Here is a 25,208-nt window from a genome sequence, read left to right as displayed (position 1 = left end):
AAAGTTCAGAACTTGAATTCCGCACCAGCATAGAAGTACCGACCCGTGTTCGGATAGATCGCGTCGTTGCCAGTTCCGGTCAATTCGTACGGCGGCAATTCGTTGGTGAGGTTGTCGACGCCGAAGAAGAAGCGGTACTTGTCGTTCGCCCGAACGTTGATGCGTGCATTGTGATAGACGATTGGATCGTAATACACGAACGGACGCGCGTCGGGATTAAGCGCGGGGCGGCCCTGCGATGCGAAGAAGGTTTCGTACACCAGACCTGAAACGATCTGCTTCCCGACGTATCGCGCATTGTAGGACAGTTCGATCGGTCCCGAATGAACCGCAGCATTGAAGGCACCCTGCCAACGCGGATCACCCAGCGTGCTGTCCAGACGATCGTACCGCTCCGGCTCGGTGATGTAGGCGTAGTTCAGCCGATCCATGACGTAGCTAACCTGGAACCGGACGTTCACACCCCAGTTTTCGCTAAACTCTCGCGCATAGCTGGCATCGAAATCGATACCCCGCGTCTTCAGCTGCGCAAAGTTGAACGGCTGGTTGATGAAGCCGATGCCGTTGCCCGTGGTCGGGAAGGTGAACTGCGCCTGGTCGATCGTTCGCGACGTCTGGCCGTTGAAGGTCAGGTTGGTTGTGGGATCCCCCGTTGCGCGACGGAAGACTGCGGCGCAGAACGTGTTGTCGATGCCGTTCGTGTCGTCATAGCAGCGGTTGATAATCGCCTGTCCGGTCAGGCCGGAGATAACGTTCTTTACGCGGATGTTATAATATTCGACCTTGAGGCTCAGACCCGGAACCTGATGCGGGGTGTAGATTGTGCCGACTGTAAAGCTGTAGCCGATTTCAGGGGTCAGGCCGAGATTGCCCTGATTGACGCCAGCGACACCCGATGGCGACTGGTTCGTCCAGGGACGAACCAGCTGCGCGCCCGACTGTGGGTCGGCGAACGTGATCGTCGTCGGGATCCCGGCCGCTGCGCAGTTTGCGACGCGGTTGGGATTGGCGGTAATGTTATTGCCGGAGTTGGTGCCGCCGGGCTGATCGCAGGGGTCAGTCAGACCGTTCACGAACGTTGTCGCCGCGGTCGCGTACAGGTTGGACAGATTTGGCGCCCGGACCGACCGCGCCAACGTGCCACGGAATCGCAGGTCGCGGAATGGCGCCCAGATACCGCCCGCGTTCCATGCAACGACCGAACCGGTGTTGCCGCCATAGTCGGAAACGCGTCCGGCGCCCTCGATCGTCAGTTCGTGGATGAACGGAATGTTCGCGAGCAGCGGTACGCGAAGCTCGCCGAACAGTTCCTTGATGTTGACCGATGGGGGATCGAACGTCGAGGCGGGGTTGAGGAAGGTCGCGCCCGATGCCGTAACCGGATCCTGTCCCGAGAACGCGTCCTCGCGGCGATATTCGCCACCGAAGGCGAAGCCGACGGGGCCGCCAGGCAGGCTGAACAAGCCGGACGAGTCGCCGGACAGCGAAGCCGTCACGTCGATTTCCTCGGCCCACTGATCGCGGGTCGACGTGTACAGCGTGTAGCCTAGCGCGCGGCTGTCGTAACGGTTCGCACCGAACAGGTTCAGCGGGACGCAGTTGGCATCGTCGTTAGCTGCGTTGGCATCGGCATTGACGCTGCAAACCACGCGTTGCCCAGCTGCGTTCTGCACGAAGTTGCTACCGGCATAGTTGGCGGGCGCGACGACGGCATTGATGGCGCGCCCGTAATTGGCGAGCAGGACGTTGCCGCCCGTCCGATATCGGTTCTCAGTGCGACCGTAGTTTCCAGCAACTTCGTAGTGCAGGTTACCGGTCTTGCTGATGTCGCCCTCGACCCCGATCACACCACGATAGGTTTCGCGGTTGTGGAACTCCGAGCGCGTGCCGAAATCGTTGTTGAAACGGTTCAGCGTGAAACTGGTCGCGCCCGGTGCCAGGATCGACGTCAGCGTTGCACGGTTCGCTGCGGACAGGAACGGGTTGTTGACGCTGAAGGTGGATGACAACGTGCCCCCGGTGAAGGTCGGCTGGGTCGACTGCTGCTCGACATCCACCTTGACGTACGTCGCTTCGATGAACGGCTTGAAAGCCGGCGAGAAATTGCCGCTCAAATTGATGTTGGCGACATACCTTTCGTTCTTCGGCAGCAGCATCGCATCCTCGACGCCTGTGGCGCCGAAGCCGCCCAGCACGCCACCGCCGATCGAGCGAAGGTCGGTGATGTTGCTGTCACGAGCGAGTGAGCCATCGGGCTGGAAGACATAGGTATAGGCGATCGGACCACCGGTAGGCGACAACTGCCCGGTACAGACATTGGTCCGCTGAGCAAGGTTTGCCGCGGTTGCCGTTGCGGGGCATGACGTGATGACGCTGCCACCGGTCGAGCGATTGCTGAATACGCTGCCACGGGGGACGAACGACGTATTCGGTACACCATCGAAATTGCGATTAGGGGCAGACGTGCTTTGTGTGGTGATGAAGGCCGGGGTTCCACTGAACGCACCGAGATAGTCGCGATCCTTGTAGAAGACGGAGTTTGCGCGGGAATACTCGCCCGAGGCGGTAAGATTGATCTTCCCGTCGAAGAAATTGTGGCCGGCAACGCCGCTGACGAGATAGGTGCCGCGGTCGCCGTACGATGTCACGCCGCCCTGGCCGCGAAGTTTCAGGCCTTCGTAATCCTTGCGCAGGCGGAAGTTAACGACGCCGGCGATCGCATCGGATCCGTAGATTGCCGAGTTGCCACCGGTGACGATATCGACCGATTCCACGAGATCGTAGGGGATCGTGTTGACGTCTGGCGTATAGTTGCCGGGAACCGCTGTCACGACGCGACGTCCGTTGACCAGCGTCAGCGTCCGCGCGGTACCCAGCCCGCGCAGATCGAGCAGGCTGAGACCCGCGGTGCCGATGCTGCCCGTCGAGTTCGCCTGGCTGAACGTCGAGCGAAGCTGCGGCAATTGGTTGAGCGCGTCACCGAGAGAAACGTCGCCTCGCGTACCGAGTAACTGTGCCGCCGTGATCGTCGTCACGGGTACGGCGGCGTCGATCTTGCGGCTGACGCGAATGCGCGACCCGGTGACCGTGATTTCATCGTCGGGAGCCGCTGTCTGGTCCGTGCTGTCAGATGATCCACTCTGGCCCGTCGCAGGCGCGGGTGGAGTCGTAGCGGCACCTGCCTGAGCCGGACCATAGGGTACTTCGACGCTGTTCGGCTGTGTTTGTGCAGCCGCCAGGCCAGGTACGAAAAACAAAGTACCGGCGAGCGCAGTCGCGCTCGCTAAGCGAGAAATCACCATCAATTAACCCCCGTTTACAGGCCTTTATGGCGCTGAACGGGGGCAAGTTGCCGCTAAAGCCAGCGGATGCGCAATGGTTAATGGCTGAATGTTAAATTTTTTTGCCACTTTAGTATATTACTGTCACATTCCCGCAACATAAGGTCAGTTTTCTACCTCTCCAGACACATAGCAATCCCCATGCCACCACCGATGCACAGCGTCGCCAAACCCCTCTTCGCATCACGCTTCTGCATCTCGTAGATCAGCGTCGTCAGGACGCGCGCGCCGCTCGCGCCGATCGGGTGGCCGATCGCGATCGCGCCGCCGTTGACGTTGACCTTGCTCGCATCCCAGCCGAGTTCCTTGCCGACGGACAGGGCCTGCGCGGCGAAGGCTTCGTTGGCTTCGATCAGGTCGAGGTCGGCTAGCGTCCAGCCGGCTTTCTCCAGCGCGCGCTTGGTCGCTGGGACGGGGCCGATGCCCATGATCGACGGGTCGACGCCGGCCGAGGCCCAGCTTTTGATCGTTGCGAGGATCGGCGAGCCGCGGCGTTCGGCTTCGTCGCGGCGCATCATCACGAGTGCGGCGGCGCCGTCGTTGAGGCCGCTCGCGTTCGCAGCGGTGACCGTGCCGTCCTTCTTGAACGCGGGCTTCACGCCCGAAACGCTCTCGATCGTCGCGCCGGCGCGGATGTATTCGTCGTCCGACACCACGGTGTCGCCCTTGCGGCCCTTGATCGTGACGGGGGCGATCTCGTCCTTGAACCTCCCTGAGCCACGTGCGGCCTCGGCCTTGTTCTGCGAGGCGACCGAGAAGGCGTCCTGTTCGGCGCGCGTGACCTGGTATTGCTCGGCGAGGTTCTCGGCGGTGATACCCATGTGATAGCCGTTGAAGACGTCGGTCAGGCCGTCGCTGACCATCGTGTCGACGAGGCTAAGGTTGCCCATCTTCTGGCCGCCGCGGATCGACTGGGCGTGCGCGGACAGCGACATCGACTCCTGGCCGCCCGCAACAACGATGGTCGCGTCGCCGGTCTGGATTGCCTGAGCGGCAAGTGCGACCGCGCGGAGGCCTGAACCGCAGACCTGGTTGACGCCCCAGGCAGGGATCTCCTTCGGGACACCGGCCGCCATCGAGGCCTGGCGGGCGGGGTTCTGGCCCTGCGCGGCGGTGAGGACCTGGCCGAGGATCACTTCGGATACGTCTGCGCCCGTGACGCCCGCCTGTTCGAGCGCGGCTTCAATCGCGATGCGACCGAGTTCGTGGGCCGGGGTGGTCGCGAACGCACCCAGGAAGCTGCCGACGGGCGTGCGCTTGGCGGCGGTGATGACGACGTCGCCGGGGAGAGGGGCGGTTGGACGTGGGTCGGTCATGTCGGGATCCTCTTTGTTTGGATCCCATGTAGGTCAGCCGAGCGCCGTGATCCAGTTGGCTAACGGTTCCCAGAGCTGCGCGCGGGCACGGCGACCGACGACCATCCCGACATGGCCTGCGCCGAGATCGCGGCGGTCGGCCAGGCCGATCGCGGTGGCGGCGGGGACGATACGGTCGGTCAGCGAGACGAATTCGACGGTCGGGCAGGCGAGTGCGAGCGGATCGACCGGTGTGCCGGCGATCATCCATTCACCTTTGCCGGGGAGGTCGTTGGCGATGCAGTCCTCGAACAGCGAGGCGGCGGCGGCGTAGGGGAGGGGGGGGCCTGCGTTTGCCCAATCCTCGAGTCGGACGAACGCGCGCGCCGCGCCGCTGTCGGGGGCAAGGTCGGCGAACATTTCGTATTTCGCGATGGTGCGTGTCGGGTCGAGTTGCCAGAAGCCGGCTTGCAGGACTTCCATCGGCAGCAGTCCGAGCATCGTCGCGGCGGGTTGCACGGCGGCCCAGGTCGCGGCGAGTGTGGGGCGGCCTTCACCGTAGCCCTCGAAATGCCAGGGGGCGGCGATCGTCGCGACTCCGGCGGTCGGCGTGATCGCAGCAGCACCGAGCGCTAGCGTCCCGCCGAGGCAATAGCCGATCAACACCGGCGGCTCGGGCAGCGCCCGCAGCAGCGGGACCAGCAACCGCTCGACATGCGCCGCCAGATCGAGGTCGCGGTCCTCGCTGCCGGGGGATCCCCAGTCGATCAGCCAGGCATGAAACCCCTGCGCGGCGATCCATTGCACCAGCGAAGACGCAGGCGAATGATCGAGGATATCGGGCGGGTTTATCAGCGAGGGGACGAACACGACGGGACGACCTTCGCCGCCGTAATCGCGTAACGAGACGCGGCCGGCACGGTGGATCGCAGGGTTCGGATCGGGGCGTTTCTCTCGCGGTGCGGCCTGATAGGCGCGCAAACCCGCTAGGGCGCGGGCCATCCGTTCGGGCGATGCTGCGGTCTCGCTGCGCAGCACGGATAGGAACAAGGGCAGGGGTCTTGGACCGTGTTGCGGTGCGTCATCAAAGACTGTAGCCTCTGTTTCAAACATAAGACGGGGGATCCATGAAGAAGCAACCGGCTGCCGACGGAATCGTCATCATCAAGAAATACGCCAATCGGCGGCTCTATAACACCGAGTCTTCATCCTACATCACGCTGGATCATCTGGCGACGATGACCCGCGAAGGCCGCGACTTCAAGGTGGTCGATGCGAAGACGGACGAGGACATCACGCATAACGTCCTGACGCAGATCATCATGGAAGAAGAGAGCCGCGGCGAGACGATGATGCCGGTGAATTTCCTTCGCCAGCTGATCTCGATGTACGGTGATTCGATGCAGACGATGGTGCCTGGCTATTTGGAAGCGTCGATGGACAGCTTCCGTCGGAACCACGACCAGTTCAAGTCGGCGGTCGAGGGTGCATTCGCGAACTCGCCGTTTGCCGATATCGCCAAGCGCAACCTTGCGATGTTCGACGTGGCGGCACAGGCGATGACGCCGCCCGCCCCCACACCCGCAGCCGCACCCGCCGCCAGCAAGGACGACGAGATCGCGGCATTGCGCAGCGAACTCGCGAAACTCCAGGAAAAGGTCGAGAAGCTCGGCTGAACGATGAGTCCCGTGTTGTGGAGTGCGAGCGGCGGACTGGCCGCGCTCGCCGTCGTCGCCGGGCTGGGCGAACGCAGACGGCGACGGCGGCGCGATCCGGATTCGGTAGGCTGGGTGGACTGGCCGACCGTCCAGATGCTGGCACTGATCGGGCTGGCGGTCACGGTTGGGCTCGCGTTCAAGACTTGAGGCTTGCTCGTTCTAGCCGATTGACCGGTAGGCTGGGTTAGACCGTGCGCGCCTTACCGGGGCGACTAGCGGTAAAGCTTTCCTCCGCAATGTTGTCTCGTCCAAGATTGGGGGGGGCTTCCCGGTCCGCCCTAGTAAAAGCGCCGGAGCGTCAGCGGCCGTATCGTGCCGTCGCAGAGGCCGAGCGTAACGATACGGCCGGGTTCGCCCGCCGACCAGGACGCGAGCGGACTGGTCGCATAGCTGGTCGTGATACGCGTGCCGTCGATCGTGCAGATCAGGTCGCCGTCCTTCCAGCCGGACGCCGCCGCAGGGCCGCCGCGCATGACATGGAGGACTTTCAGGCGCTCCTTTTCGATACCGACGAGCAATCCGCTGGTCGAGCGAAGCGGCGGCGTATCGGCATCGTTGCTGCGGCTAAACACCATGCGGCGCGCACCAGGATCGAGCAGCACGCGGTAGTTCTGGAGGAAGCCCGACCCGATCCGACCGGCCGCGCCGATCGCTTGCGAGAAGCCGCCCGCGGGTTCGATCCGGACTTCGGTGGAGCGCGCCGTGAGTTCGCCGACGCGAAGCTCGGGAACGATCGCAAGGCCGCTGACCGCCGGTCCGGCGAGCCCGAACGAAATCGCCGTGGTCGATGGGACGGTCAGCGCGGCCGCCTTCCAGCCGGCCGCCGTGACCGTGACCGAGGACCCGTCGCCGGTGTCGACGATCATCGGCGTCAGCCGCCGACGGCCCAGCGTCGCGACGCTTTCGTACACGCTGCGTTCGGTGGAAAGGCGTAGCGGCGCCGTCGCGCCCTTGAACGGAAGGCGGCCTGAGGGGAGCAGGCGAAAACGATGCGCGGCGTAATCTATGTCGAGCGCATGCCCAGCCAACAGGTCCGCGCCGACGAGCAGGTCCACCGCCGAGGCGCTACCGGTGGCGATCGCCGGAAGATCGGTGACGGTGACACCGCCGCCGGTTCGGGCGAGGCCGCCGATCGCGAGCGTCCGCGTCGGCATCCAGCCCAGCTCGACCGACCCGCCGATCGCCCGCGCACTGCCGCCGGCGACAAGCTTGGTGGTGTCGACGGCGGGAGAGGCCTTGGCGAGCAAGGTGTAGCTGACGCCGCTATCGAGGATCGCGGTGACCGCGCGGCCTTCGAGCCGCATCGTGAAGCGCATCTGATTGCCGGGGGTGAGATCGAAGGGCACCCAGTGGGCTTCGGCGTCGTCGGCGAGGTAGTAGACGCCGCGGTCGCGTGCTGCGGGGGAGATGCTGGCGACCGGTTTCGCGGGCTCGCGCGCGGAAACGATGAGGACCGCCAGCAGCGGGACGAGCATGAAGAGGGCGCGGCGCATGTCGGCTTGTCCCTAACGGGTCGGGGGATCGGTACAAGCGGGCGCTTGGTCCAGGCGGGGTCGGGTGAGGGGTGGGATGCAAGACTCGTTGGCAGGACCGGCTCGATTGCGCGCTGCAAGCTTTCTTTCGATGTGACTCTGCTGGCTCGGCTTAACAATCCTTGTTCTCCCGCGAAGGCGGGAGCCCAGGGTCACGGGTGTCGGTGTTCGTGACTCCTGGACCCCCGCGTTCGCGAGGGAACGTTAGACGGGGCGAGCGCTTGCTCCGATCAACATTGCGCGACTTGCGCGACCCATACCAGCCCAGCGAAGATCAACTCAGGATGTGGGCAACGGACGCAAACTACTCCCCGGCGGAGGCCGGGGCCCAGTTGGAAAGGTGGGAGTAACAAAGCGCCGTTCGCAGTTATTACTGTCCCCCACCTGGGCCCCGGCCTCCGCCGGGGTCGAAACCTTAGCCTGTGCCGCCGCAGCAATTTTCATCGGGGAGGTGGGCGCCGATAGCGACGTCCGCTACAGGCACGCCTCCAGATACGCCTGGTCGAACCCGAACTGCTTGGCCTTCTCCAGCGTGTACGGCCGCAATCCCATCGACCGGTATTCGCCCAGAATTTTCCCGTCCGCCGACTCGTCCAGATACTCGAACTTGAACAGTTCCTGCGTGACGATCACCGGGCCCTCCATCCCGATAACCTCGGTGATGTTGGTCACCCGGCGCGAGCCGTCGCGTAGGCGCTTCACCTGGATGATCAGCTCGACCGAGTCGGCAATCTGGCGCGAGATCGCTTCCTTCGGCACCTTGATGTCGGACATCATCACCATGTTCTCCATACGCGCCAGCGCCTCGCGCGGGGAGTTAGCGTGGAGGGTGCACATCGATCCGTCGTGACCCGTGTTCATGGCCGCGAGCATGTCGAAACACTCCGCGCCACGTATCTCGCCGAGGATGATCCGGTCGGGACGCATACGCAGCGCGTTCTTGACGAGGTCGCGGATGCTGATCTCGCCCTGGCCCTCCAGATTGGCCGGGCGGGTTTCGAGCGGGAGCCAGTGCGGCTGTTGCAGGCGAAGCTCGGCGGCGTCCTCGATCGTCAGCACGCGTTCGCCGGGGTCGATCATCTTCGAAAGCGCGTTGAGCATCGTCGTCTTGCCCGAACCGGTACCGCCCGAGATCACGACGTTGAACCGCGATGCGCCCGCGATCTTCAGCGCGGTGGCCATCTTCGGCGACATCGACCCAAAGCCTGCCATCATGTCGAGCGTGATCGGTTTCGCGGAGAACTTACGGATCGAGATCGCCGTGCCGCGCAAGCTCAGCGGCGGGACGATCACGTTGACGCGCGAGCCATCCTTGAGGCGGGCATCGGCAAGCGGGGTAGTCTGGTCGACGCGGCGGCCGACCGAGTTCACGATCCGCTGGGCGATCTGGAACAGATGCTCTTCGTCGCGAAACTGGATCGGTGCGAGTTCGAGCTTGCCTTTGCGCTCGACATAGGTCTGGTCGGGGCCGTTCACCATGATGTCGGTGATGTTCGGATCCGCCAGCAGCTCTTCCAACGGCCCGAGCCCGAGCAGTTCGTCGACCAGCACCTTTTCCAGCGCGAACTGCTCGCGGCGGTTGAGCGTCAGCTTCAGCTCGGCGAGCACTTCGCCGATGATCGGGCGAAATTCCTCGGCCAGCTCGTCCTTGTTGAGCGTCGCCGCCGCCTCCGGATCGACGCGTTCGAGCAGGCGCGGGAGGACCTGTTCCTTGATCTTGTGGATCGACTGTTCGAAGCCCTCGGTCCGGCTGTTGGCGGCCTCGCCGCTTGCATTCTGGCGGTCGGACAGGCGCTGCATCGCGTCGAGTTGGCCGGCGGGCATCGTGCCGGGGTCGAAGCCTTCGGTTTCGCCGGGCATCGGCAACGAATCGATTGGCGGGAATTGTGCGCCGCCTTCGGGTTCGGCGCGCGCCACCGGACTGCCGCCCGGGATGGAGCTTCCCTGCATCGGACGCGCGACGCCGAATGCGGGACGGGCCGACTGCCCCCCGCCGATGCCATTACGACGCCCGAATGCGCTCATGCCTGTGTCCCTGGATGAATGCCCACCGGGTTAGGCGCGAAGACTTGATAATTTGCTAACCAAAACAGGCACGTGAAAGGGCCGGTGTCGTGCGGTGCGATGGTCAGGGTTGATCGCCGCCGCGAACTCCCCGAAGGCAGGCGCATGATCCGCCTGCTGCTCCTTCTCGCGCTCACCTTCGGGTTGGCCAGCTCGGCATCGGCCGACGACATCGCCGCCACCGGGCGCGGCGTGGTGCGCGTCGTCACGATCGCGGTGGTCGACGACCAGGTGGTCGGCTTCGGCCATGGCAGCGGCTTCGCGATCGCCCCCAACCGGATCGTCACCAACGCGCACGTCGTCGACCTTGCCGAGCGCTACCCCGACAACGTCGTCGTCGGCATCGTCCCGACCGAGGGCAGCAAATCCTACCAGGGCAAGGTGATCGCGTATGATTCGCAGCGCGACCTGGCGCTGATCGAGTTCACCGGCGCGCGCTTGCCGCCGAGCGCGCTCTATACCGGGCCGATGAGTGAGGGCGACGCGGTGGTGTCGCTCGGCTTCCCCGGTAACGTCGACTTGGCGACCGCGCGATCGGCGGCCGATTACATCCGGCCGATGACGCCGGTGCGGTCGGAAGGCGTGCTTTCCGGGCGGCGGGTGCTGAGCAACGTCGAGGTTCTGCTGCACACGGCGAGCATCGCGCGTGGTAATTCGGGCGGCCCCTTGCTCGACCGCTGTGGGCGGGTGATCGGCGTGAATTCGGCGATCACCCGCGGCGAAGAGGGCGATTCGACGTTCGGCTTCGCGATCGCGGATACCGAGCTGGCCGGTTTCCTGCGCGATGCGAAACAGCCTTATGCGTCGATCGGGACCGGGTGCACGTCGATCGAGGATCGCCTGCGACAGGACGCCGATGCGGATGCGCGGGCGACGGCCGATGCTGCATCCGCCAAGCGCGATGCGGCGACGCAGGATGCGATGACTCGCGAGATTGCGTTGGAGAAGGCGCGGACCGAGGCGGGACGCGCGCGCGAGAACGTCATGGCGATTGCCGGGCTGCTGCTGGTCGCCGGTGCGCTGGTGATCGGGAGCGCTGGGTTGCTCGAATCGCGTGGCCAGCGGCGGCAGGCGGTGTGGGCGCTGGGTATCGGCGGACTGAGCGTGTTGGTCGCGATCGTCGTGTTCGTGCTGCGGCCTTCGGGCGAAGTCGACGTGCCGCTGTCCGCGCTGCCTAAGACGCGGATATCGACGCCGGATGCTGCGCTCGGCAAGCTGATCTGCACGCTGATCCCGGAACGAAGCCGGATTACGATCTCGTCCAGCGAGGACGTGCCGATCGACTGGGGTGCCAAGGGCTGCATGAACGGCAAGACGCAGTATGTCGGCGCGAACAGCCGCTGGGACCGCGTGTTGGTGCCCGATGCAGAGCAGACCGTATCCGTCCTGTCGTTCGATCCGGCGACACGCATCTATTCGAACACGCGCTATCTGCTGTCGGCGGCGGGGATGGACGCGGCGCGGACCGCGCGGGGTGTCGTGCCGAACGTCTGCAACATGGACGATGCCGCGCTGGCACGGCTCGCCGGGCAGCAGGCGGCGGTCCGCGCGGTGCTGCCGCCTCTACCGAACGAGAAGCTGGTCTACTCCTGCAAGTCGGCGCGCTGAGCTTCCGCCGCCAGCAGCGCGCGCTTGCGGTCCAGCCCGTACGCGTAGCCGCCGAGCGCACCGCCGATGCGTTGTGCACGGTGGCAGGGGATGACGATCGAGACCGGGTTCTGTCCGCACGCGGTGCCGGCAGCGCGGACCGCGGCGGGGCGGCCGGCGAGCGCTGCGAGTTCGCTGTAGGTGCGGGTCTCGCCGATCGGGATGGTGCGCAGGGCTTGCCAGATGGCTTCCTGGAACGCGGTGCCTCTGACGTCGAGCGGGAGGTCGTGGTCGCGTTCGGGGGACTCTACGGCCGCAACGACCTGCGCGGCTAGGTCGGCAAGCGATTTGTCGCCCTGCTCGATATGGGCGTTGGGGAAGCGGCGTCGGAGTACTTCGGCATCCTCATCGAAGGATACGCGGCACAGGCCCTTGTCGGTTGCCGCGACGAACAGTGGGCCTAGGCTCGTGTCGGCGACCGTCCAGCGGATCGTGACGCCTTCGCCGCCGCGCGCCCACGCGCTGGGGGCCATGCCCAGCCGTTTCGCATCCGCCTCGTAGAAGCGGCTCGGGGCGGAATAGCCCGCGTCGTAGATCGCTTCGGTCACGGTCGAATCCTCCGATAGGGCGTCGACCGCGCGGCCGGTGCGCAGTGCGCGGGCATACGCGGCGGGCGTGACGCCGGTGGCGCGCTTGAACAGGCGGTGGAAATGATGCGGCGCGTAGCCGACTTTCGCCGCGATCGCGTCGAGCGAGAGGCGGTCCTCGGCGGCTTCGAGCAGCGCGACGGCGGCGGCGACGGCGATCCGGTCGCGGCCTACCTCGTCCGGGGTGCAGCGCAAACATGCGCGGAAGCCGGCGGCACGTGCGCTTGGCGGATCGGGGTGGAAGGTGACGTTCTCGCGCTTGGGGTGGCGCGCGGGGCAACTCGGCTTGCAGTAGATGCCGGTGGTCTTCACGCCTACGACGAACCGGCCGTCCCACGCGCGGTCGCGGGCTTCGAACGCGGTCCAGGCGGTGTCGTCGTCAGGGGCGGTGCTCATTGGATCGGTATAGCCGGTCGCGACGCGCGCGCATCCCGCGGCTTGCGATCAAAGCGGACCCGAATGGGCGGCCCGGCCGTTCTTCCGTGCATACCCCATAACGAAAGATGTCTCATGGCCTCCGACACGCCCGTCTGGTTCATTTCCGGCTGCTCGACCGGTTTCGGTCGCGAACTCGCCAAGCTCGTGCTCGCGCGCGGTTGGCGGGCGGTGGTTACCGCGCGGGATGCGGGGCGGGTTGCCGACCTTGCAGACGGCGTTGAGGATCGTGCGCTCGCCGTGTCACTCGACGTCACCGATCAGGCTCAGATCGACGATGCAGTCGCGCAGGCCAAGGCCAAATTCGGGCGGATCGACGTGCTCGTGAACAATGCGGGCTATGGTTATCAGGCGTCGATCGAGGAGGGCGACGACGCCGAGATCCGCGCGCAGTTCGATGCGAACGTGTTCGGGCTGTTCGCCCTTACGCGCGCCGTTCTGCCGGTGATGCGGGCGCAGAAGAGCGGGCATGTCATCAACATCACTTCGGTCGCGGGGTTGGTCGGGTTTCCGGGCTCGGGCTACTATGCTGCGTCGAAGCATGCGGTGGAGGGGTTCTCGGATTCGCTGCTCGCGGAGGTTGCGCCGCTGGGGATCGCCGTGACGTGCGTCGAGCCGGGGCCGTTCCGGACGGATTGGGCGGGGCGGTCGCTGAAGCAGACTCCGGTGGCGATTGCGGATTATGCCGAGACGGCGGGCAAGCGGCTCGACAGCACGCGCGAGGTCAGCGGGACGCAGGCCGGCGATCCGGTGCGGGCGGGCGAGGCGATGATCGCACTGACCGAGGATGCGAACCCGCCGCGGCATCTGGTGCTGGGACGCTGGGGGTATGATGCGGTCGTCGAGAAGATGGCCGGGCGGTTGAAGGAGATCGAGGCGCACAAGGCGGCGAGCTTGGGGGCGGATTTCCCGGCGGAGTGAGCGGCGCTTACTGCTCCCCTCCCTGGAAGGGAGGGGGGGCAGAAGTGAGGAGGGGAGCAGAAGAGCGCTCAGCCCCCATTCGCGCGGAACAGCTCCAGCGTGCGCTGCTTCGCCAGGTCCGCACTCGGCTCGTGATAATCCTTCCGGCGGTCCGAGTTGAACCCGTGGCCAGCCTCGTAGACATACACCGTCGCGTTCGGCCAATCCTTGGCGATGACCTGCTCGACGCCTTCCATCGGGATGCCGTGGTCGTGGCGACCGAAGTGCAGGATCACCGGCACCTTGGGTTCCTCGTCCGCCGCGGCCGGAATCATGCTCCCGTAATAGCCGCTCGCCGCCGCGACGCCGGTGAGCTTGGTAGAGGCGAACCACGCGACCGAACCGCCATAGCAATAGCCGACCACGAACACCGGGCCTGCCGGTGCCAGTGTGTCGATGCAGGTCTGGACGTCCTTCAGCGACAGCTCGAACGGGTGAAGCTGGCGGGCGAGTTCGACACCGCGCGCGAGGCCATCACCCGAATAGTCCGCCTCGAAACCGGGATGCTCGCGATCGAACAAGGCCGGTGCCAGCACCTCGTAACCGTCGGCGGCGTATTCGTCGCACAGGTCGCGGATGTGGTCGGTCACGCCGAAAATCTCCTGCACCAGCACGAGGCCACCGCGGCGCTCGCCGGTTGGCTGCGCGTGATAGACCGCAACGCTCGCGCCGTCGGACATCGTCATCGTTTCCATCATGCCGGTCATGCTCTCGTCCTCGTCGTGTGATCCAATTCGTCACCATTATCGTCATTCCCGCGGAGGCGGGAACCCATAGTGGCAGGCCGTGTGGTGAAAGCGCTGGGTCCGGAGGATAGGGATCCCCGCTTGTGCGGTGATGACGGCGAGGGGCAAGGTTGGAGCCTTCCAACCTTCGGCGAATGACAAAACAGTCACAAACCGCTCGCCCCGACCCTCCGGCCGGGTTGCCAATCCGCGAACCCGATGCTACCCGCGCCGCGTCCCATGAGAGGTGCTTTCGCGCCCTCTTCCCCCATGGGGCGGCACTATTTTCGGTTTCAGGCGAGGATTCAAAGGTCCGTGGAGACATCCCCCGGTAATGTCGGCGGCGCTATTCAGGCGAGCTTGGGCGGGCGTTATGCGCTGGCCCTGTTCGAACTGGCACGTGACGCGAAGACGATCGACGCGGTCGAGTCGAGCCTGGCGAACGTGCGCGACGCGCTGACGCAGTCGGAAGACTTCCGTACGCTCACGTCCAGCCCGATGGTGTCGCGTGGCGCCGCCGTGAAGGCAGTCTCCGCGGTCGCCGACGAACTCGGTGTCGATGCGACTACCAAGAGCTTCCTCGGTGTCCTCGCCGAGAACCACCGGCTGGGCGCGCTGCCGAAGATCATCAAGGCATTCCGTACACTTGCCGCGCAGCATCGCGGTGAGATCGCCGCCGAGGTGACGTCCGCGCATCCGCTGACCGACGAGCAGGTGATCGAGCTGAAGCATCAGCTCCGCCAGCGGGTCGGCCGTGAAGTTTCCGTCGACCTCAGCGTCGACCCATCGTTGCTGGGTGGACTCGTCGTCCGCGTCGGCAGCCAGATGATCGATTCGTCGATCAAGACGCGTCTCAACACTCTCGCGCACGCGATGAAGGGCTAAGCTAATGGATATCCGCGCCGCAGAAATCTCGAAGATCATCAAGGATCAGATCGCCAATTTCGGCACCGAGGCCCAGGTCAGCGAGACCGGCCAGGTGCTGAGCGTCGGCGACGGCATCGCGCGCATCTTCGGCCTCGACAACGTCCAGGCCGGCGAGATGGTCGAATTCTCGAACGGCGTGCAGGGCATGGCGCTCAACCTCGAGGCCGATAACGTCGGCGTCGTGATCTTCGGGAGCGATTCCGAGATCAAGGAAGGCGACATCGTCAAGCGCACCGGCACGATCGTCGACGTGCCGATCGGCAAGGAGCTGCTCGGCCGCGTGGTCGATGGCCTCGGTAACCCGATCGACGGCAAGGGCCCGATCCACACCACCGAGCGCAGCCGCGTCGAAGTGAAGGCGCCGGGCATCATCCCGCGCCAGTCGGTCAGCGAGCCGGTCCAGACGGGCCTCAAGGCGATCGACGCCCTCGTCCCCGTCGGCCGCGGCCAGCGCGAACTGATCATCGGCGATCGCCAGACCGGCAAGTCGGCCGTCGCGATCGACGCGTTCATCAACCAGAAGATCGCCAACGCCGGCGACGACGAGTCGAAGAAGCTGTATTGCGTGTATGTCGCGATCGGCCAGAAGCGCTCGACCGTCGCCCAGCTCGTCAAGACGCTCGAAGAGAATGGCGCGATGGAATATACCATCGTCATCGCCGCGACCGCGTCGGACCCCGCACCGCTCCAGTATCTCGCGCCCTACACCGGCGTCGCGATGGGCGAGTATTTCCGCGACCGCGGCATGCACGCGCTGATCTGCTACGACGATCTGTCGAAGCAGGCGGTCGCGTACCGCCAGATGTCGCTGCTGCTGCGTCGTCCTCCGGGCCGTGAGGCATATCCCGGCGACGTGTTCTATCTCCACAGCCGCTCTGCTCGAGCGTGCGGCGAAGATGTCGGACGCGAATGGCGGCGGCTCGCTGACCGCGCTGCCGATTATCGAGACGCAGGCGGGCGACGTTTCGGCGTACATCCCGACCAACGTGATCTCGATCACCGACGGCCAGATCTTCCTCGAGACGGACCTGTTCTTCTCGGGCGTACGTCCGGCGATCAACGTCGGCCTGTCGGTGAGCCGCGTCGGTTCGGCCGCACAGACCAAGGCGATGAAGAAGGTATCGGGCTCGATCAAGCTCGAGCTGGCGCAGTACCGCGAGATGGCGGCGTTCGCGCAGTTCGGGTCGGATCTCGATGCGTCGACGCAGAAGCTGCTCAACCGCGGCGCGCGCCTGACCGAGCTGCTGAAGCAGGCGCAGTTCTCGCCGTTGCCGTTCGAAGAGCAGACCGTGTCGATCTTCGCCGGCACCAGCGGCTATCTCGACAAGGTGCCGGTCGCCGACGTGACCCGCTACGAGCAGGCGCTGCTGGCCGACATGCGCGCGAACCACGCCGACGTGCTGAAGCTGATCCGCGATACCCGCGATTTGGGTAACGAGGCGAAGGACAAGCTGAAGGCAGCGCTCGAAGCGTTCGCGAAGACGTTCGCTTAAGTAAACTCCCTCTCCCCTGCGGGGAGAGGGTCGGGGTGAGGGGCAGTACCGCGAGGTGCCGCCCCTGGCAGCCCCTCACCCCAACCCTCTCCCCGGAGGGGCGAGGGAGCAGGAAGAGACGATGGCATCACTTAAGGCCCTCAAGATCCGCATCGGCTCGGTGAAGTCGACGCAGAAGATCACCAAGGCGATGAAGATGGTCGCCGCTGCGAAGCTGCGCCGGGCGCAGGACGCGGCGGTTGCCGGGCGTCCGTATGCCGAGCGTCTCGAAGCGGTGATGGCGAGCCTCGCGGGGCGTGTCGGCATCGCGCCGGGCGCTTCGCCGCTGCTCGCGGGCACCGGCAAGGACCAGGTCCACCTGATCGTCATCGCGACATCGGAACGCGGCCTGGCCGGTGCGTTCAACACCAACATCGTCCGTGCGGCACGTCGCAAGGCAGAGGAGCTGATCGCGGCCGGCAAGACTGTGAAGTTCTACGTCGCGGGCAAAAAGGGGCGCGTGATCAAGCGCTTCTTCCCGAACGACATCCTCGCCGACCACGAGATGGGCCAGATCAAGCGGCTCGCGTTCAGCGACGCGCAGGAAATCTCCGAAGACCTGATCAAGCGCTTCGGCGAGGGTCAGTTCGACGTCGCCCATCTGTTCTACGCGAAGTTCGTGTCGGCGCTGGTGCAGGTTCCGACCGGCATCCAGATCGTGCCCGTGCCCATTTCGTCCGTCCCGGGTGCAGAAGGCGCAAAGGCAGGCGGGCCCAACGCCCCGGCCGAAGCCGTGACCGAGTATGAGCCCGACGAGGAAGCGATCCTCGCCGATCTCCTGCCGCGCAACGTCGCGATCCAGATTTTCCGTGCGCTGCTCGAAAACGCGGCGTCTGAGCAGGGTTCGCGCATGAACGCGATGGACAACGCCACGCGCAATGCCGGCGACATGATCACGCGCCTCTCGATCCAATACAACCGTACCCGCCAAGCCGCGATCACGACCGAGCTGGTCGAAATCATCTCGGGCGCCGAAGCGCTCAAGTAAGTCCAAGGAAGCAGACAATGGCAACCGCCCCAGAGACCCTCGGAACCACACTCGCCCCCAAGGCCACCAACAACACCGGCCGCATCTCGCAGGTCATCGGTGCGGTCGTCGACGTGCATTTCCCCGACAATTTGCCCGCCATTCTGTCGGCGCTCGAAACCAATAACAACGGCAACCGGCTCGTCCTCGAAGTCGCGCAGCATCTCGGCGAGAACACCGTTCGCACGATCGCGATGGACGCCACCGAGGGTCTGACCCGCGGGCAGACCGTCACCGACACCGGTTCGCAGATCCGCGTTCCGGTCGGCCCGAAGACGCTCGGCCGCATTCTCAACGTCATCGGCGAGCCGATCGACGAGCGCGGCCCGGTCGGCGCAGAGACGACTGCCCCGATCCATGCCTCGGCGCCGCTGTTTGTCGATCAGTCGACCGAGAGCGCGATCCTGGTTACTGGCATCAAGGTCATCGATCTGCTCGCACCCTATGCGAAGGGCGGCAAGATCGGCCTGTTCGGCGGCGCAGGCGTCGGCAAGACCGTGCTGATCCAGGAGCTGATCAACAACATCGCCAAGGGTCACGGCGGCACTTCGGTGTTCGCAGGCGTCGGCGAGCGTACTCGCGAGGGTAACGATCTGTACCACGAGTTCCTCGACGCAGGCGTCATCGCCAAGGATGCCGACGGAAATCCGCAGTCGGAAGGCTCGAAGGTCGCGCTCGTATTTGGCCAGATGAACGAGCCGCCAGGCGCGCGTGCCCGCGTCGCGCTGTCGGGCCTGACGATCGCCGAGTATTTCCGCGACGTCGAAGGCCAGGACGTGCTGTTCTTCGTCGACAACATTTTCCGCTTCACGCAGGCGGGCGCAGAGGTTTCGGCACTGCTCGGCCGCATCCCGTCGGCGGTGGGCTATCAGCCGACGCTGTCGACCGACATGGGCGCGCTGCAGGAGCGCATCACGTCGACCAACAAGGGGTCGATCACCTCGGTGCAGGCGGTGTACGTGCCGGCCGACGATCTTACCGATCCGGCGCCGGCCACGTCGTTCGCGCATCTTGATGCGACGACCAACCTCAACCGTGCGATCTCGGAGCTGGGCATCTATCCGGCAGTCGATCCGCTCGACTCGACTTCGCGTCTGCTCGAGCCACGTGTGGTCGGCCAGGAGCATTACGACACAGCGCGTGCCGTTCAGTCGACGCTGCAGAAGTACAAGTCGCTGCAGGACATCATCGCGATTCTCGGCATGGACGAGCTGTCGGAAGAGGATAAGCTCACCGTCCAGCGTGCGCGTAAGATCCAGAAGTTCCTGAGCCAGCCGTTCCACGTCGCCGAGGTCTTCACCGGCATCAGCGGCAAGTTCGTCCAGCTCGAGGACACGGTCCGGTCGTTCAAGGCGGTGGTCGAGGGCGAGTATGATCACTTGCCAGAGGCGGCGTTCTACATGGTCGGCGGCATCGACGAAGCCGTCGCCAAGGCCGAAAAGATGGCCGCGGAAGCGTAACTTCTACTGCTCCCCCTCCCGCAAGCGGGGAGGGGGCTGGGGGGTGGGCACCCGCCCTCCACGTCGCGCGACGCTGAAGGCGCGAGCCCACCCCCGGCCCCTCCCGCATGCGGGAGGGGAGTGAGACACAGACATGCTGCATTTCGAACTCGTCACGCCAGAAAAGCTCGTCCGCTCGGAGGAGGTCTACATGGTCGTCGTCCCCGGCACCGAAGGCGATTTCGGCGTCCTCGAAGGCCACGCGCCCTTCATGTCGACGGTCCGCGACGGTGGCGTCCAGATCTTCCGCACGGAGAACGGCACCCCCGAGGTCATCGCGATCAAGGGCGGTTTTGCAGAGGTCAACGCCAAGGGCCTGACGGTGCTTGCCGAGCACGCCGGCGAGTAAGCGTACGAACTGACCTTAAGGTTGTGTCCCCGCGAAGGCGGGGACCCAGTCTGGCCACCCGCCTTCGCGGGTTAGCAACCTTAGTTCTCACTTTTCTGCTTCCACCCTGGCGAAGGCCGGGGCCCAATTGGAACGGTCGAAGTAACGAAGCGCGGCGCATATCACCTGCGTCCCCCGATTGGGCCCCGGCCTCCGCCGGGGTGGCATTACCTCGCGGGGGTCGGAGCCCCGCCCTTACAAGAAATTATACGGGTCGACGTCCACCGTCACTCGCACCTTGGACGGCCAGTCCAGCTTCCCCAGCCAATCCCGAATGACGTCCTGCACGTCCAGTGCCCGCCGCGCATGGACCAGCAGCCGATACCGGTGTCGCCCCCGCAACATCGCCAACGGCGCCGGCGCGGGGCCATAGACGTGCATCCCCTCAACCTCGGGCACACTCCGCCCCACCAGCTTGGCCGTCTCGTGCGCGCAGGACTGGTCCTCCGACGACACCACGATCGCGGCATATCTTCCGAACGGCGGCGCGCCCGCGTCCTTCCGTGCGTCCGTCTCCGCGGCATAGAACGCATCCGCGTCGCCGGTGATCAGCGCCTGCATGACCTGCGCGCCCGGACTATGCGTCTGGATGAACACGTGCCCCGGCTTCTCGCCACGCCCCGCGCGCCCCGACACCTGCCGGATCTGCTGGAATGTCCGCTCGGCCGCGCGGAGGTCACCACCGTCTAGCCCGAGGTCGGCATCGACCACGCCGACCAAGGTCAGGTTGGGGAAGTGATACCCCTTGGTAACAAGCTGCGTGCCGACGACGATATCGATGTCGCCCGCCTCCATCCGCCCAACGAACTCCGCCGCCTTGGCCGGCGACCAGATCGTGTCGGACGTCACCACCGCCGTCTTCGCCTCGGGGAACAGCGCCGTCACCTCGTCCGCGATCCGCTCGACCCCCGGCCCGCAGGCGACGAGCGTGTCCTCGCCCTTGCACTCGGGGCAGACGCGAGGCGTCGGTTCGGCATGCCCGCAATGATGGCACGCCAACCGCCGCGTCAGGCGATGCTCGACCATCCAAGCGGTACAGTTCGGGCACTGGAACCGGTGCCCGCATGTCCGGCACAGCGTCAGCGGTGCGTACCCGCGCCGGTTGAGGAACAACAACGACTGCTCGCGCCGCTCCAGCGTCGCCTGCATCGCCTTCACAAGCCGCGGTGCGAGCCAGCGACCACGCTCGGGCGGCTCCTTGATGAGATCGATAGGCTCGATCGTCGGCATCTCTGCCGCCCCGAACCGGCCCGGGAGCTTCAACTCCGCGTACCGCCCCGTCGCGACCTGTTGCCGCGTTTCGATCGCCGGCGTGGCGGAGGCGAGGATGACCGGACAGCCCTCAAATTTGCCGCGCATCACCGCGACGTCGCGCGCATGATAATGCACGCCTTCTTCCTGCTTGAAGCTGGTCTCGTGCGCCTCGTCGACGACGATCAGCCCGAGGTCGCGGTACGGGAGGAACAGGGCCGAGCGTGCGCCTACCGTCACCAACGCCTCACCACTGGCGATCGCCCGCCAAGCCCGCCGCCGCTGGGTCGAGCGCAGTCCCGAATGCCACGCGATCGGCTCGCACCCGAACCGGTCGTGGAATCGCTTGAGGAACGGCTCGGTCAAGGCGATCTCGGGGAGCAGCACCAAAGTCTGGCGCCCGTCGCGGATCGCCTGCGCCACCGCCTCGAAATACACTTCGGTCTTGCCGGACCCGGTGACGCCGTCGAGCAGCGTCGGATGGAACGCATGCTCTGCCACACCCGCCACCAGCGCATCGGCCGCCGCACGCTGGTCTTCGGACAGCGTCGGCTCGTGGTGCTGCGGATCGGGCACGGGGTAGGGGCTGTCGATACTGACCTCGACCGCCGCGATCGCACCGACCTTTGCCAGTCCCCGGATCACCGCGTCGCTGACCTCGGCAAGCGTGGCGAGTTCGCGGATCAGACCCTGGCGATCGCCGATCCGCTCCAGCGCCTGCTCACGCTGCGGTGTGAGGCGTGGCGGAACGACGCCCGTTGCCCGGTACTCCACGGCAGTCCGCGCACCTTCCAATGCCGAAGTCGACGCCAGCGTCATGCGCAACACCGACGCCGCCGGGGCGAGGTAATAATCCGCCGTCCATTCGACCAACCGCCGCAACGGCGCCCCCAGCGGCGGCACGTCGGCGACCGCGAGCAGGTTGCGCAACCGGTTGTCGCCGACCTCCGCATCGGAGGGCATCCGCTCCGCCTCCCACACCACGCCGAGCAACTGCCTTGGCCCCAGCGGTGCGACCACGACCGAGCCCGGCTCGACGCTCATGCCGGCGGGCACGCGGTAATCGAGCGGCCCGAGGGCGGCGTTGAGTATCAGGACACGGGCTCGGGACGACATCATGTCGGTATATGGGGACAGATCGACTCCGCGTGAACCGTCTACGTCGGAGTGGTCGACGCGACGTTACGCAGCGTTCCGGTTCGGCCGCCGGCGTTCGCCTACGCGGGCGCGCTTCGCCTTGTACAGGATCGTGTCGGCGCGGTGGATGAAGTCGCGGACCGAATGGCAATCGCGGTCGAGGGCAGTGATGCCGACCGTGCCTGCGCTGACCATCGCGAGGCCGTTCAGCGCGACCGGAAAGCGCAACGCTTCCTCCAGCCTGCTGCTGATATACTCCGGATTCGCGGTCATCCCGGGATCCTCGATCAGGATCGCGAACTCGTCGCCACCGATGCGTGCGGCAAAGCTGTTCTTCATCCAGGAAGATTTCAAGATCCGGCCGACGCCGCGCAACACGTCGTCGCCCGCCGTATGACCAAGCGTATCGTTGATCGCCTTGAACCCATCGAGATCGACCAGCGCGAGCAACAGCGGTGTACCGTCCGCATGCGACCGCGTCATCGCGGCATCCAGCGCGCGATCGAAGGCAGCGCGGTTGCCTATACCGGTCAGCGAATCCGTATTCGCCGACCGCCGGAGGTTGACCTCTAGCGCGTGGCGTTCGGTCACGTCCTGAAAAACGCCGACCAGCGCAACGGTCTGACCCTCGACGGTTTCGCACTCGCCGAGAACCCGGACGCGGCGCTGTTCACCCTGCGCGGTCTTGAAGTCGACTTCGATATCGAACGGTGCGCCCGTTTCGATCGTTTGCCGAAGCGCCGCGTTCAACTCGTCGCGCGCGTGCGGCGGGTAGAACCCCATCGCGACGGGCATGTCGAGCATGTCGCCGACGGGCAGGCCGTGGATACGGTATACGCCGTCCGACCATTGCAGCTTGTCGTCGGCCAACGTGACTCGCCACGATCCGATCGCCGCCATTCGCTCCGCCTGCCGGAACACACGGTCCTGCCGCGCGAGCGCCGCCGCCTGGCGATCGGCAGTAGTGGCAATCGCGATCGCTTGGCGTGCAGCGGACCGCGCCGCGATCATCGCCTCGGCCAGCGTCGCGAGATGCGTCAGCGCCTTGCGACCGGCGTCGTTCAGCGAACGCGGGACAGTGTCGACGACACAGATCGAACCGATCGCATATTGTTCGCCATGCTCGTCCTTGGCATGAACGGGAGCACCCGCGTAGAATCGTATGCCATCGGGTGGCTGCGTGAAGGGATTGGCGGCAAACCGCATATCGCCCGCCAGATCTTCGATCACCAGCGGCGACTGGCTTTGGATCGTGTAGCTGCACATGCCGACTTCGCGCGAGATTTCCCCGCGTTCCCCGTCGCTTGCGGCTTTTATCCAAAGACGTTCACTATCGACGAGCGTCAGTAGAGCGTTAGGGCAACCGAGCATTTCCGCGGCGAGCGCTACCAGCGCGTCGAATTCGCGTTCGGGCTCGCTATCGAGCAATGCAAGTGCGTGAAGCGCTTCTACGCGTTGTGCTTCATCTGAAAAGTTGTTCGTCATGAGATCGACAGCCGGCATGAGGCTCGAATATAGTGATCGGGTTAATTTTTGTTTGCCTGTTCCGGGTGTTACTGTCGACCTGATGCAGGTTGATACAGATATCGTAACCGAAACGCTGCCCCCGTCGATGCTGTGGGCGACGCATCTCGAGCGTGATCGGCGGCGATCGGTCCATACCGTTCGCGCCTATCGCGCTGCTGCCGAACGGCTGACGGCGTTTCTGAACAGGCATTGGGGTGAGCGCATGGATCGCGCCGCCCTGTCGCGAGTGACCGCGGCGGACCTCCGTGGGTATCTTGCATTTCGGCGCGAGAATGGTCTCGGCAACGCATCGGCGGCGCGCGAATTGTCGGCGGTGCGGGGGTTCCTCGCCTGGGCGAACGAGGCCGCCGAGCAGCCGCGGTTGCGCGGGCCGCGGGTCAAGCGGGGCCTGCCGCGACCGATCTCGCCCGCCGAGGCGGTCGCCTTGGCGGAGGACGTCGCCGACGATGCCAGCGAGCCGTGGATCGGTGCGCGCGACTGGGCGGTGTTGCTGCTGCTGTACGGCGCAGGGTTGCGCATTGGCGAGGCGCTGACGCTGCCGGGTGGCATCCTGCCGCTCGGCGAGACGGTGCGCGTGCTCGGCAAGCGCGCCAAGACGCGAGTCGTGCCGCTGCTGCCGCAGGTGCGGGAGGCGATCGAGGCCTATGCCGCGCAAACCCCGTGGCCGATCGAACGAGACACGCCCCTGTTCCGGGGTGCGAAGGGCGGTCCGCTATCCCCCGTGATGATCCGTCGCGCGGTGCGCATGGCGCGGGCGCGGCTGGGGCTGGGCGAGCGGACTACCCCGCATGCGTTGCGGCACAGCTTCGCGACACATTTGCTGGGGCGGGGGGCGGATCTGCGCGCGCTACAGGAACTGCTTGGTCATGCGAGCCTGAGCTCGACCCAGGTCTATACGCAGGTGGACGCGGCGCATCTGATGGACGTGTATCGGAGCGCGCATCCGCGGGCCTGAGATACTCAGGCCGAGCCCTTGGGCTTCCACGTGACGACGCGCCAGACATAGCCGACGATGATGACGGCGAACGTCGCGACCGCTACCGGCCCGACATAGCGGTCGAGTTCCTCGAAGTGCGAACCGAGCAATATCCCGGCATAGGTCAGCACGGTGTTCCAGATCGCGCTGCCGGCCGCGGTCCAGATCACGAACTGCCAGATCGGCATGCACGTCATGCCCGCGGGAAGCGAGATGATCGTGCGGAAGGTAGGCATGAACCGGAACACGAAGATGACCCAGCCGCCGCGCTTGACGAAAAAACGGTGGATCTTCTCGACGTCGGACCATTCCATCGTCAGCCAGCGGCCGTTGCGCGCGATGAAGGGGCGGAAGCGTTCGTAGCCGATGTTGCGGCCGATATAATACCAGAAGTAATTGCCGACCACCGAGCCTGCTGTGCCCCACGCGATCAGCGGCACGACGCTCATGTTACCCCGCGCGACCGCCATGCCGCCAAGCCCCATGATCACTTCGGAGGGCACGGGCGGCACGATATTCTCGAGCGCCATCAACAGGAAGATACCGAAATATCCGCCCCAGGCGATGAGATCGAGGATGAATTCGGTCATGGGTATGAGATACTGCCGGGACGCCGGATGGGTTCCGCGAGGCGTTCCAC

The 25,208-nt window shown here is 65.4% G+C and carries 19 protein-coding genes and 1 pseudogene; 10 read left to right on the top strand and 10 right to left on the bottom strand.

Annotation, left to right across the window (positions count from 1 at the left end; translation table 11 throughout):
- Positions 1-5: 5 nt before the first annotated feature.
- From QFZ54_RS10180 to QFZ54_RS10170, 3 genes are all read right to left on the bottom strand, one after another.
- Positions 6-3,302, bottom strand: coding sequence for a TonB-dependent receptor domain-containing protein (locus tag QFZ54_RS10180; RefSeq protein WP_307089375.1), 3,297 nt, complete (start codon positions 3,300-3,302; stop codon positions 6-8).
- 152 nt (positions 3,303-3,454) lie between these two features.
- Entirely contained in the window at positions 3,455-4,657 is a 1,203-nt protein-coding gene (locus QFZ54_RS10175) for an acetyl-CoA C-acetyltransferase (protein WP_307086892.1), read from the bottom strand.
- 33 nt (positions 4,658-4,690) lie between these two features.
- On the bottom strand, positions 4,691-5,686 hold the full coding sequence (locus QFZ54_RS10170) for an alpha/beta fold hydrolase (protein ID WP_307086890.1): 996 nt from the start codon (positions 5,684-5,686) through the stop codon (positions 4,691-4,693).
- Positions 5,687-5,763: 77 nt separating this feature from the next.
- Here QFZ54_RS10170 and phaR point away from each other — a divergent pair, with 77 nt between their 5' ends.
- Both phaR and QFZ54_RS10160 read left to right on the top strand, forming a co-directional pair.
- The gene (gene phaR / locus QFZ54_RS10165; protein WP_307086887.1) at positions 5,764-6,312 is read left to right on the top strand and encodes a polyhydroxyalkanoate synthesis repressor PhaR; all 549 of its coding nucleotides are present in this window, start codon (positions 5,764-5,766) and stop codon (positions 6,310-6,312) included.
- A 3-nt stretch (positions 6,313-6,315) separates the two neighbouring features.
- Entirely contained in the window at positions 6,316-6,501 is a 186-nt protein-coding gene (locus QFZ54_RS10160) for a hypothetical protein (protein WP_307086885.1), read from the top strand.
- 131 nt (positions 6,502-6,632) lie between these two features.
- Here the strand turns inward: QFZ54_RS10160 and QFZ54_RS10155 are convergent, their stop codons facing one another.
- Entirely contained in the window at positions 6,633-7,847 is a 1,215-nt protein-coding gene (locus QFZ54_RS10155) for a PDZ domain-containing protein (protein ID WP_307086883.1), read from the bottom strand.
- A gap of 513 nt (positions 7,848-8,360) precedes the next feature.
- Entirely contained in the window at positions 8,361-9,911 is a 1,551-nt protein-coding gene (locus tag QFZ54_RS10150; RefSeq protein ID WP_307086881.1) for a CpaF family protein, read from the bottom strand.
- Positions 9,912-10,055: 144 nt separating this feature from the next.
- On the opposite strand from QFZ54_RS10150, the gene QFZ54_RS10145 reads away from it, so the two are divergent.
- Positions 10,056-11,558: a S1C family serine protease gene (locus QFZ54_RS10145; protein ID WP_307086879.1), complete on the top strand. Its 1,503-nt coding sequence runs from the start codon at positions 10,056-10,058 to the stop codon at positions 11,556-11,558.
- On the opposite strand, the gene ada is transcribed toward QFZ54_RS10145, so the two are convergent.
- Positions 11,534-12,580, bottom strand: a complete 1,047-nt coding sequence (ada, locus tag QFZ54_RS10140) for a bifunctional DNA-binding transcriptional regulator/O6-methylguanine-DNA methyltransferase Ada (protein WP_307086878.1) — start codon at positions 12,578-12,580, stop codon at positions 11,534-11,536. The genes QFZ54_RS10145 and ada overlap by 25 nt on opposite strands.
- Before the next feature lie 114 nt (positions 12,581-12,694).
- On the opposite strand from ada, the gene QFZ54_RS10135 reads away from it, so the two are divergent.
- Complete coding sequence (locus tag QFZ54_RS10135; RefSeq protein ID WP_307086876.1) at positions 12,695-13,540, top strand: oxidoreductase; 846 nt, start codon at positions 12,695-12,697, stop codon at positions 13,538-13,540.
- A gap of 68 nt (positions 13,541-13,608) precedes the next feature.
- On the opposite strand, the gene QFZ54_RS10130 is transcribed toward QFZ54_RS10135, so the two are convergent.
- The gene (locus tag QFZ54_RS10130) at positions 13,609-14,286 is read right to left on the bottom strand and encodes a dienelactone hydrolase family protein (RefSeq protein ID WP_307086874.1); all 678 of its coding nucleotides are present in this window, start codon (positions 14,284-14,286) and stop codon (positions 13,609-13,611) included.
- Positions 14,287-14,619: 333 nt separating this feature from the next.
- On the opposite strand from QFZ54_RS10130, the gene QFZ54_RS10125 reads away from it, so the two are divergent.
- The 5 genes and pseudogenes from QFZ54_RS10125 (at position 14,620) to QFZ54_RS10105 (ending at position 19,638) form a co-directional block, all read left to right on the top strand.
- The gene (locus QFZ54_RS10125) at positions 14,620-15,189 is read left to right on the top strand and encodes a F0F1 ATP synthase subunit delta (protein WP_307086872.1); all 570 of its coding nucleotides are present in this window, start codon (positions 14,620-14,622) and stop codon (positions 15,187-15,189) included.
- A 4-nt stretch (positions 15,190-15,193) separates the two neighbouring features.
- Positions 15,194-16,724: pseudogene (atpA, locus tag QFZ54_RS10120) on the top strand (F0F1 ATP synthase subunit alpha).
- A gap of 121 nt (positions 16,725-16,845) precedes the next feature.
- Positions 16,846-17,751: a F0F1 ATP synthase subunit gamma gene (locus QFZ54_RS10115; RefSeq protein ID WP_307086870.1), complete on the top strand. Its 906-nt coding sequence runs from the start codon at positions 16,846-16,848 to the stop codon at positions 17,749-17,751.
- A gap of 17 nt (positions 17,752-17,768) precedes the next feature.
- On the top strand, positions 17,769-19,250 hold the full coding sequence (gene atpD / locus QFZ54_RS10110; protein ID WP_307086868.1) for a F0F1 ATP synthase subunit beta: 1,482 nt from the start codon (positions 17,769-17,771) through the stop codon (positions 19,248-19,250).
- Positions 19,251-19,383: 133 nt separating this feature from the next.
- A complete protein-coding gene (locus tag QFZ54_RS10105) occupies positions 19,384-19,638 on the top strand; it encodes an ATP synthase F1 subunit epsilon (protein ID WP_307086866.1) in 255 nt (84 codons plus the stop codon).
- 234 nt (positions 19,639-19,872) lie between these two features.
- On the opposite strand, the gene QFZ54_RS10100 is transcribed toward QFZ54_RS10105, so the two are convergent.
- Together QFZ54_RS10100 and QFZ54_RS10095 are read right to left on the bottom strand one after the other, a co-directional pair.
- Positions 19,873-22,044, bottom strand: coding sequence for a primosomal protein N' (locus QFZ54_RS10100; RefSeq protein WP_307089373.1), 2,172 nt, complete (start codon positions 22,042-22,044; stop codon positions 19,873-19,875).
- Positions 22,045-22,110: 66 nt separating this feature from the next.
- A complete protein-coding gene (locus tag QFZ54_RS10095; protein WP_307086864.1) occupies positions 22,111-23,550 on the bottom strand; it encodes a diguanylate cyclase domain-containing protein in 1,440 nt (479 codons plus the stop codon).
- A 127-nt stretch (positions 23,551-23,677) separates the two neighbouring features.
- Here QFZ54_RS10095 and QFZ54_RS10090 point away from each other — a divergent pair, with 127 nt between their 5' ends.
- Complete coding sequence (locus QFZ54_RS10090) at positions 23,678-24,547, top strand: tyrosine recombinase XerC (protein ID WP_373458594.1); 870 nt, start codon at positions 23,678-23,680, stop codon at positions 24,545-24,547.
- 5 nt (positions 24,548-24,552) lie between these two features.
- On the opposite strand, the gene QFZ54_RS10085 is transcribed toward QFZ54_RS10090, so the two are convergent.
- A complete protein-coding gene (locus QFZ54_RS10085) occupies positions 24,553-25,158 on the bottom strand; it encodes a DedA family protein (RefSeq protein WP_307086861.1) in 606 nt (201 codons plus the stop codon).
- Positions 25,159-25,208 lie beyond the last annotated feature (50 nt).

Origin of the sequence: Sphingomonas faeni (assembly GCF_030817315.1) — a bacterium.
Lineage (GTDB): Bacteria > Pseudomonadota > Alphaproteobacteria > Sphingomonadales > Sphingomonadaceae > Sphingomonas > Sphingomonas faeni_C.
Note: the sequence above shows the minus strand (reverse complement) of the source record. Positions and strands in the feature narration are given on the sequence as shown.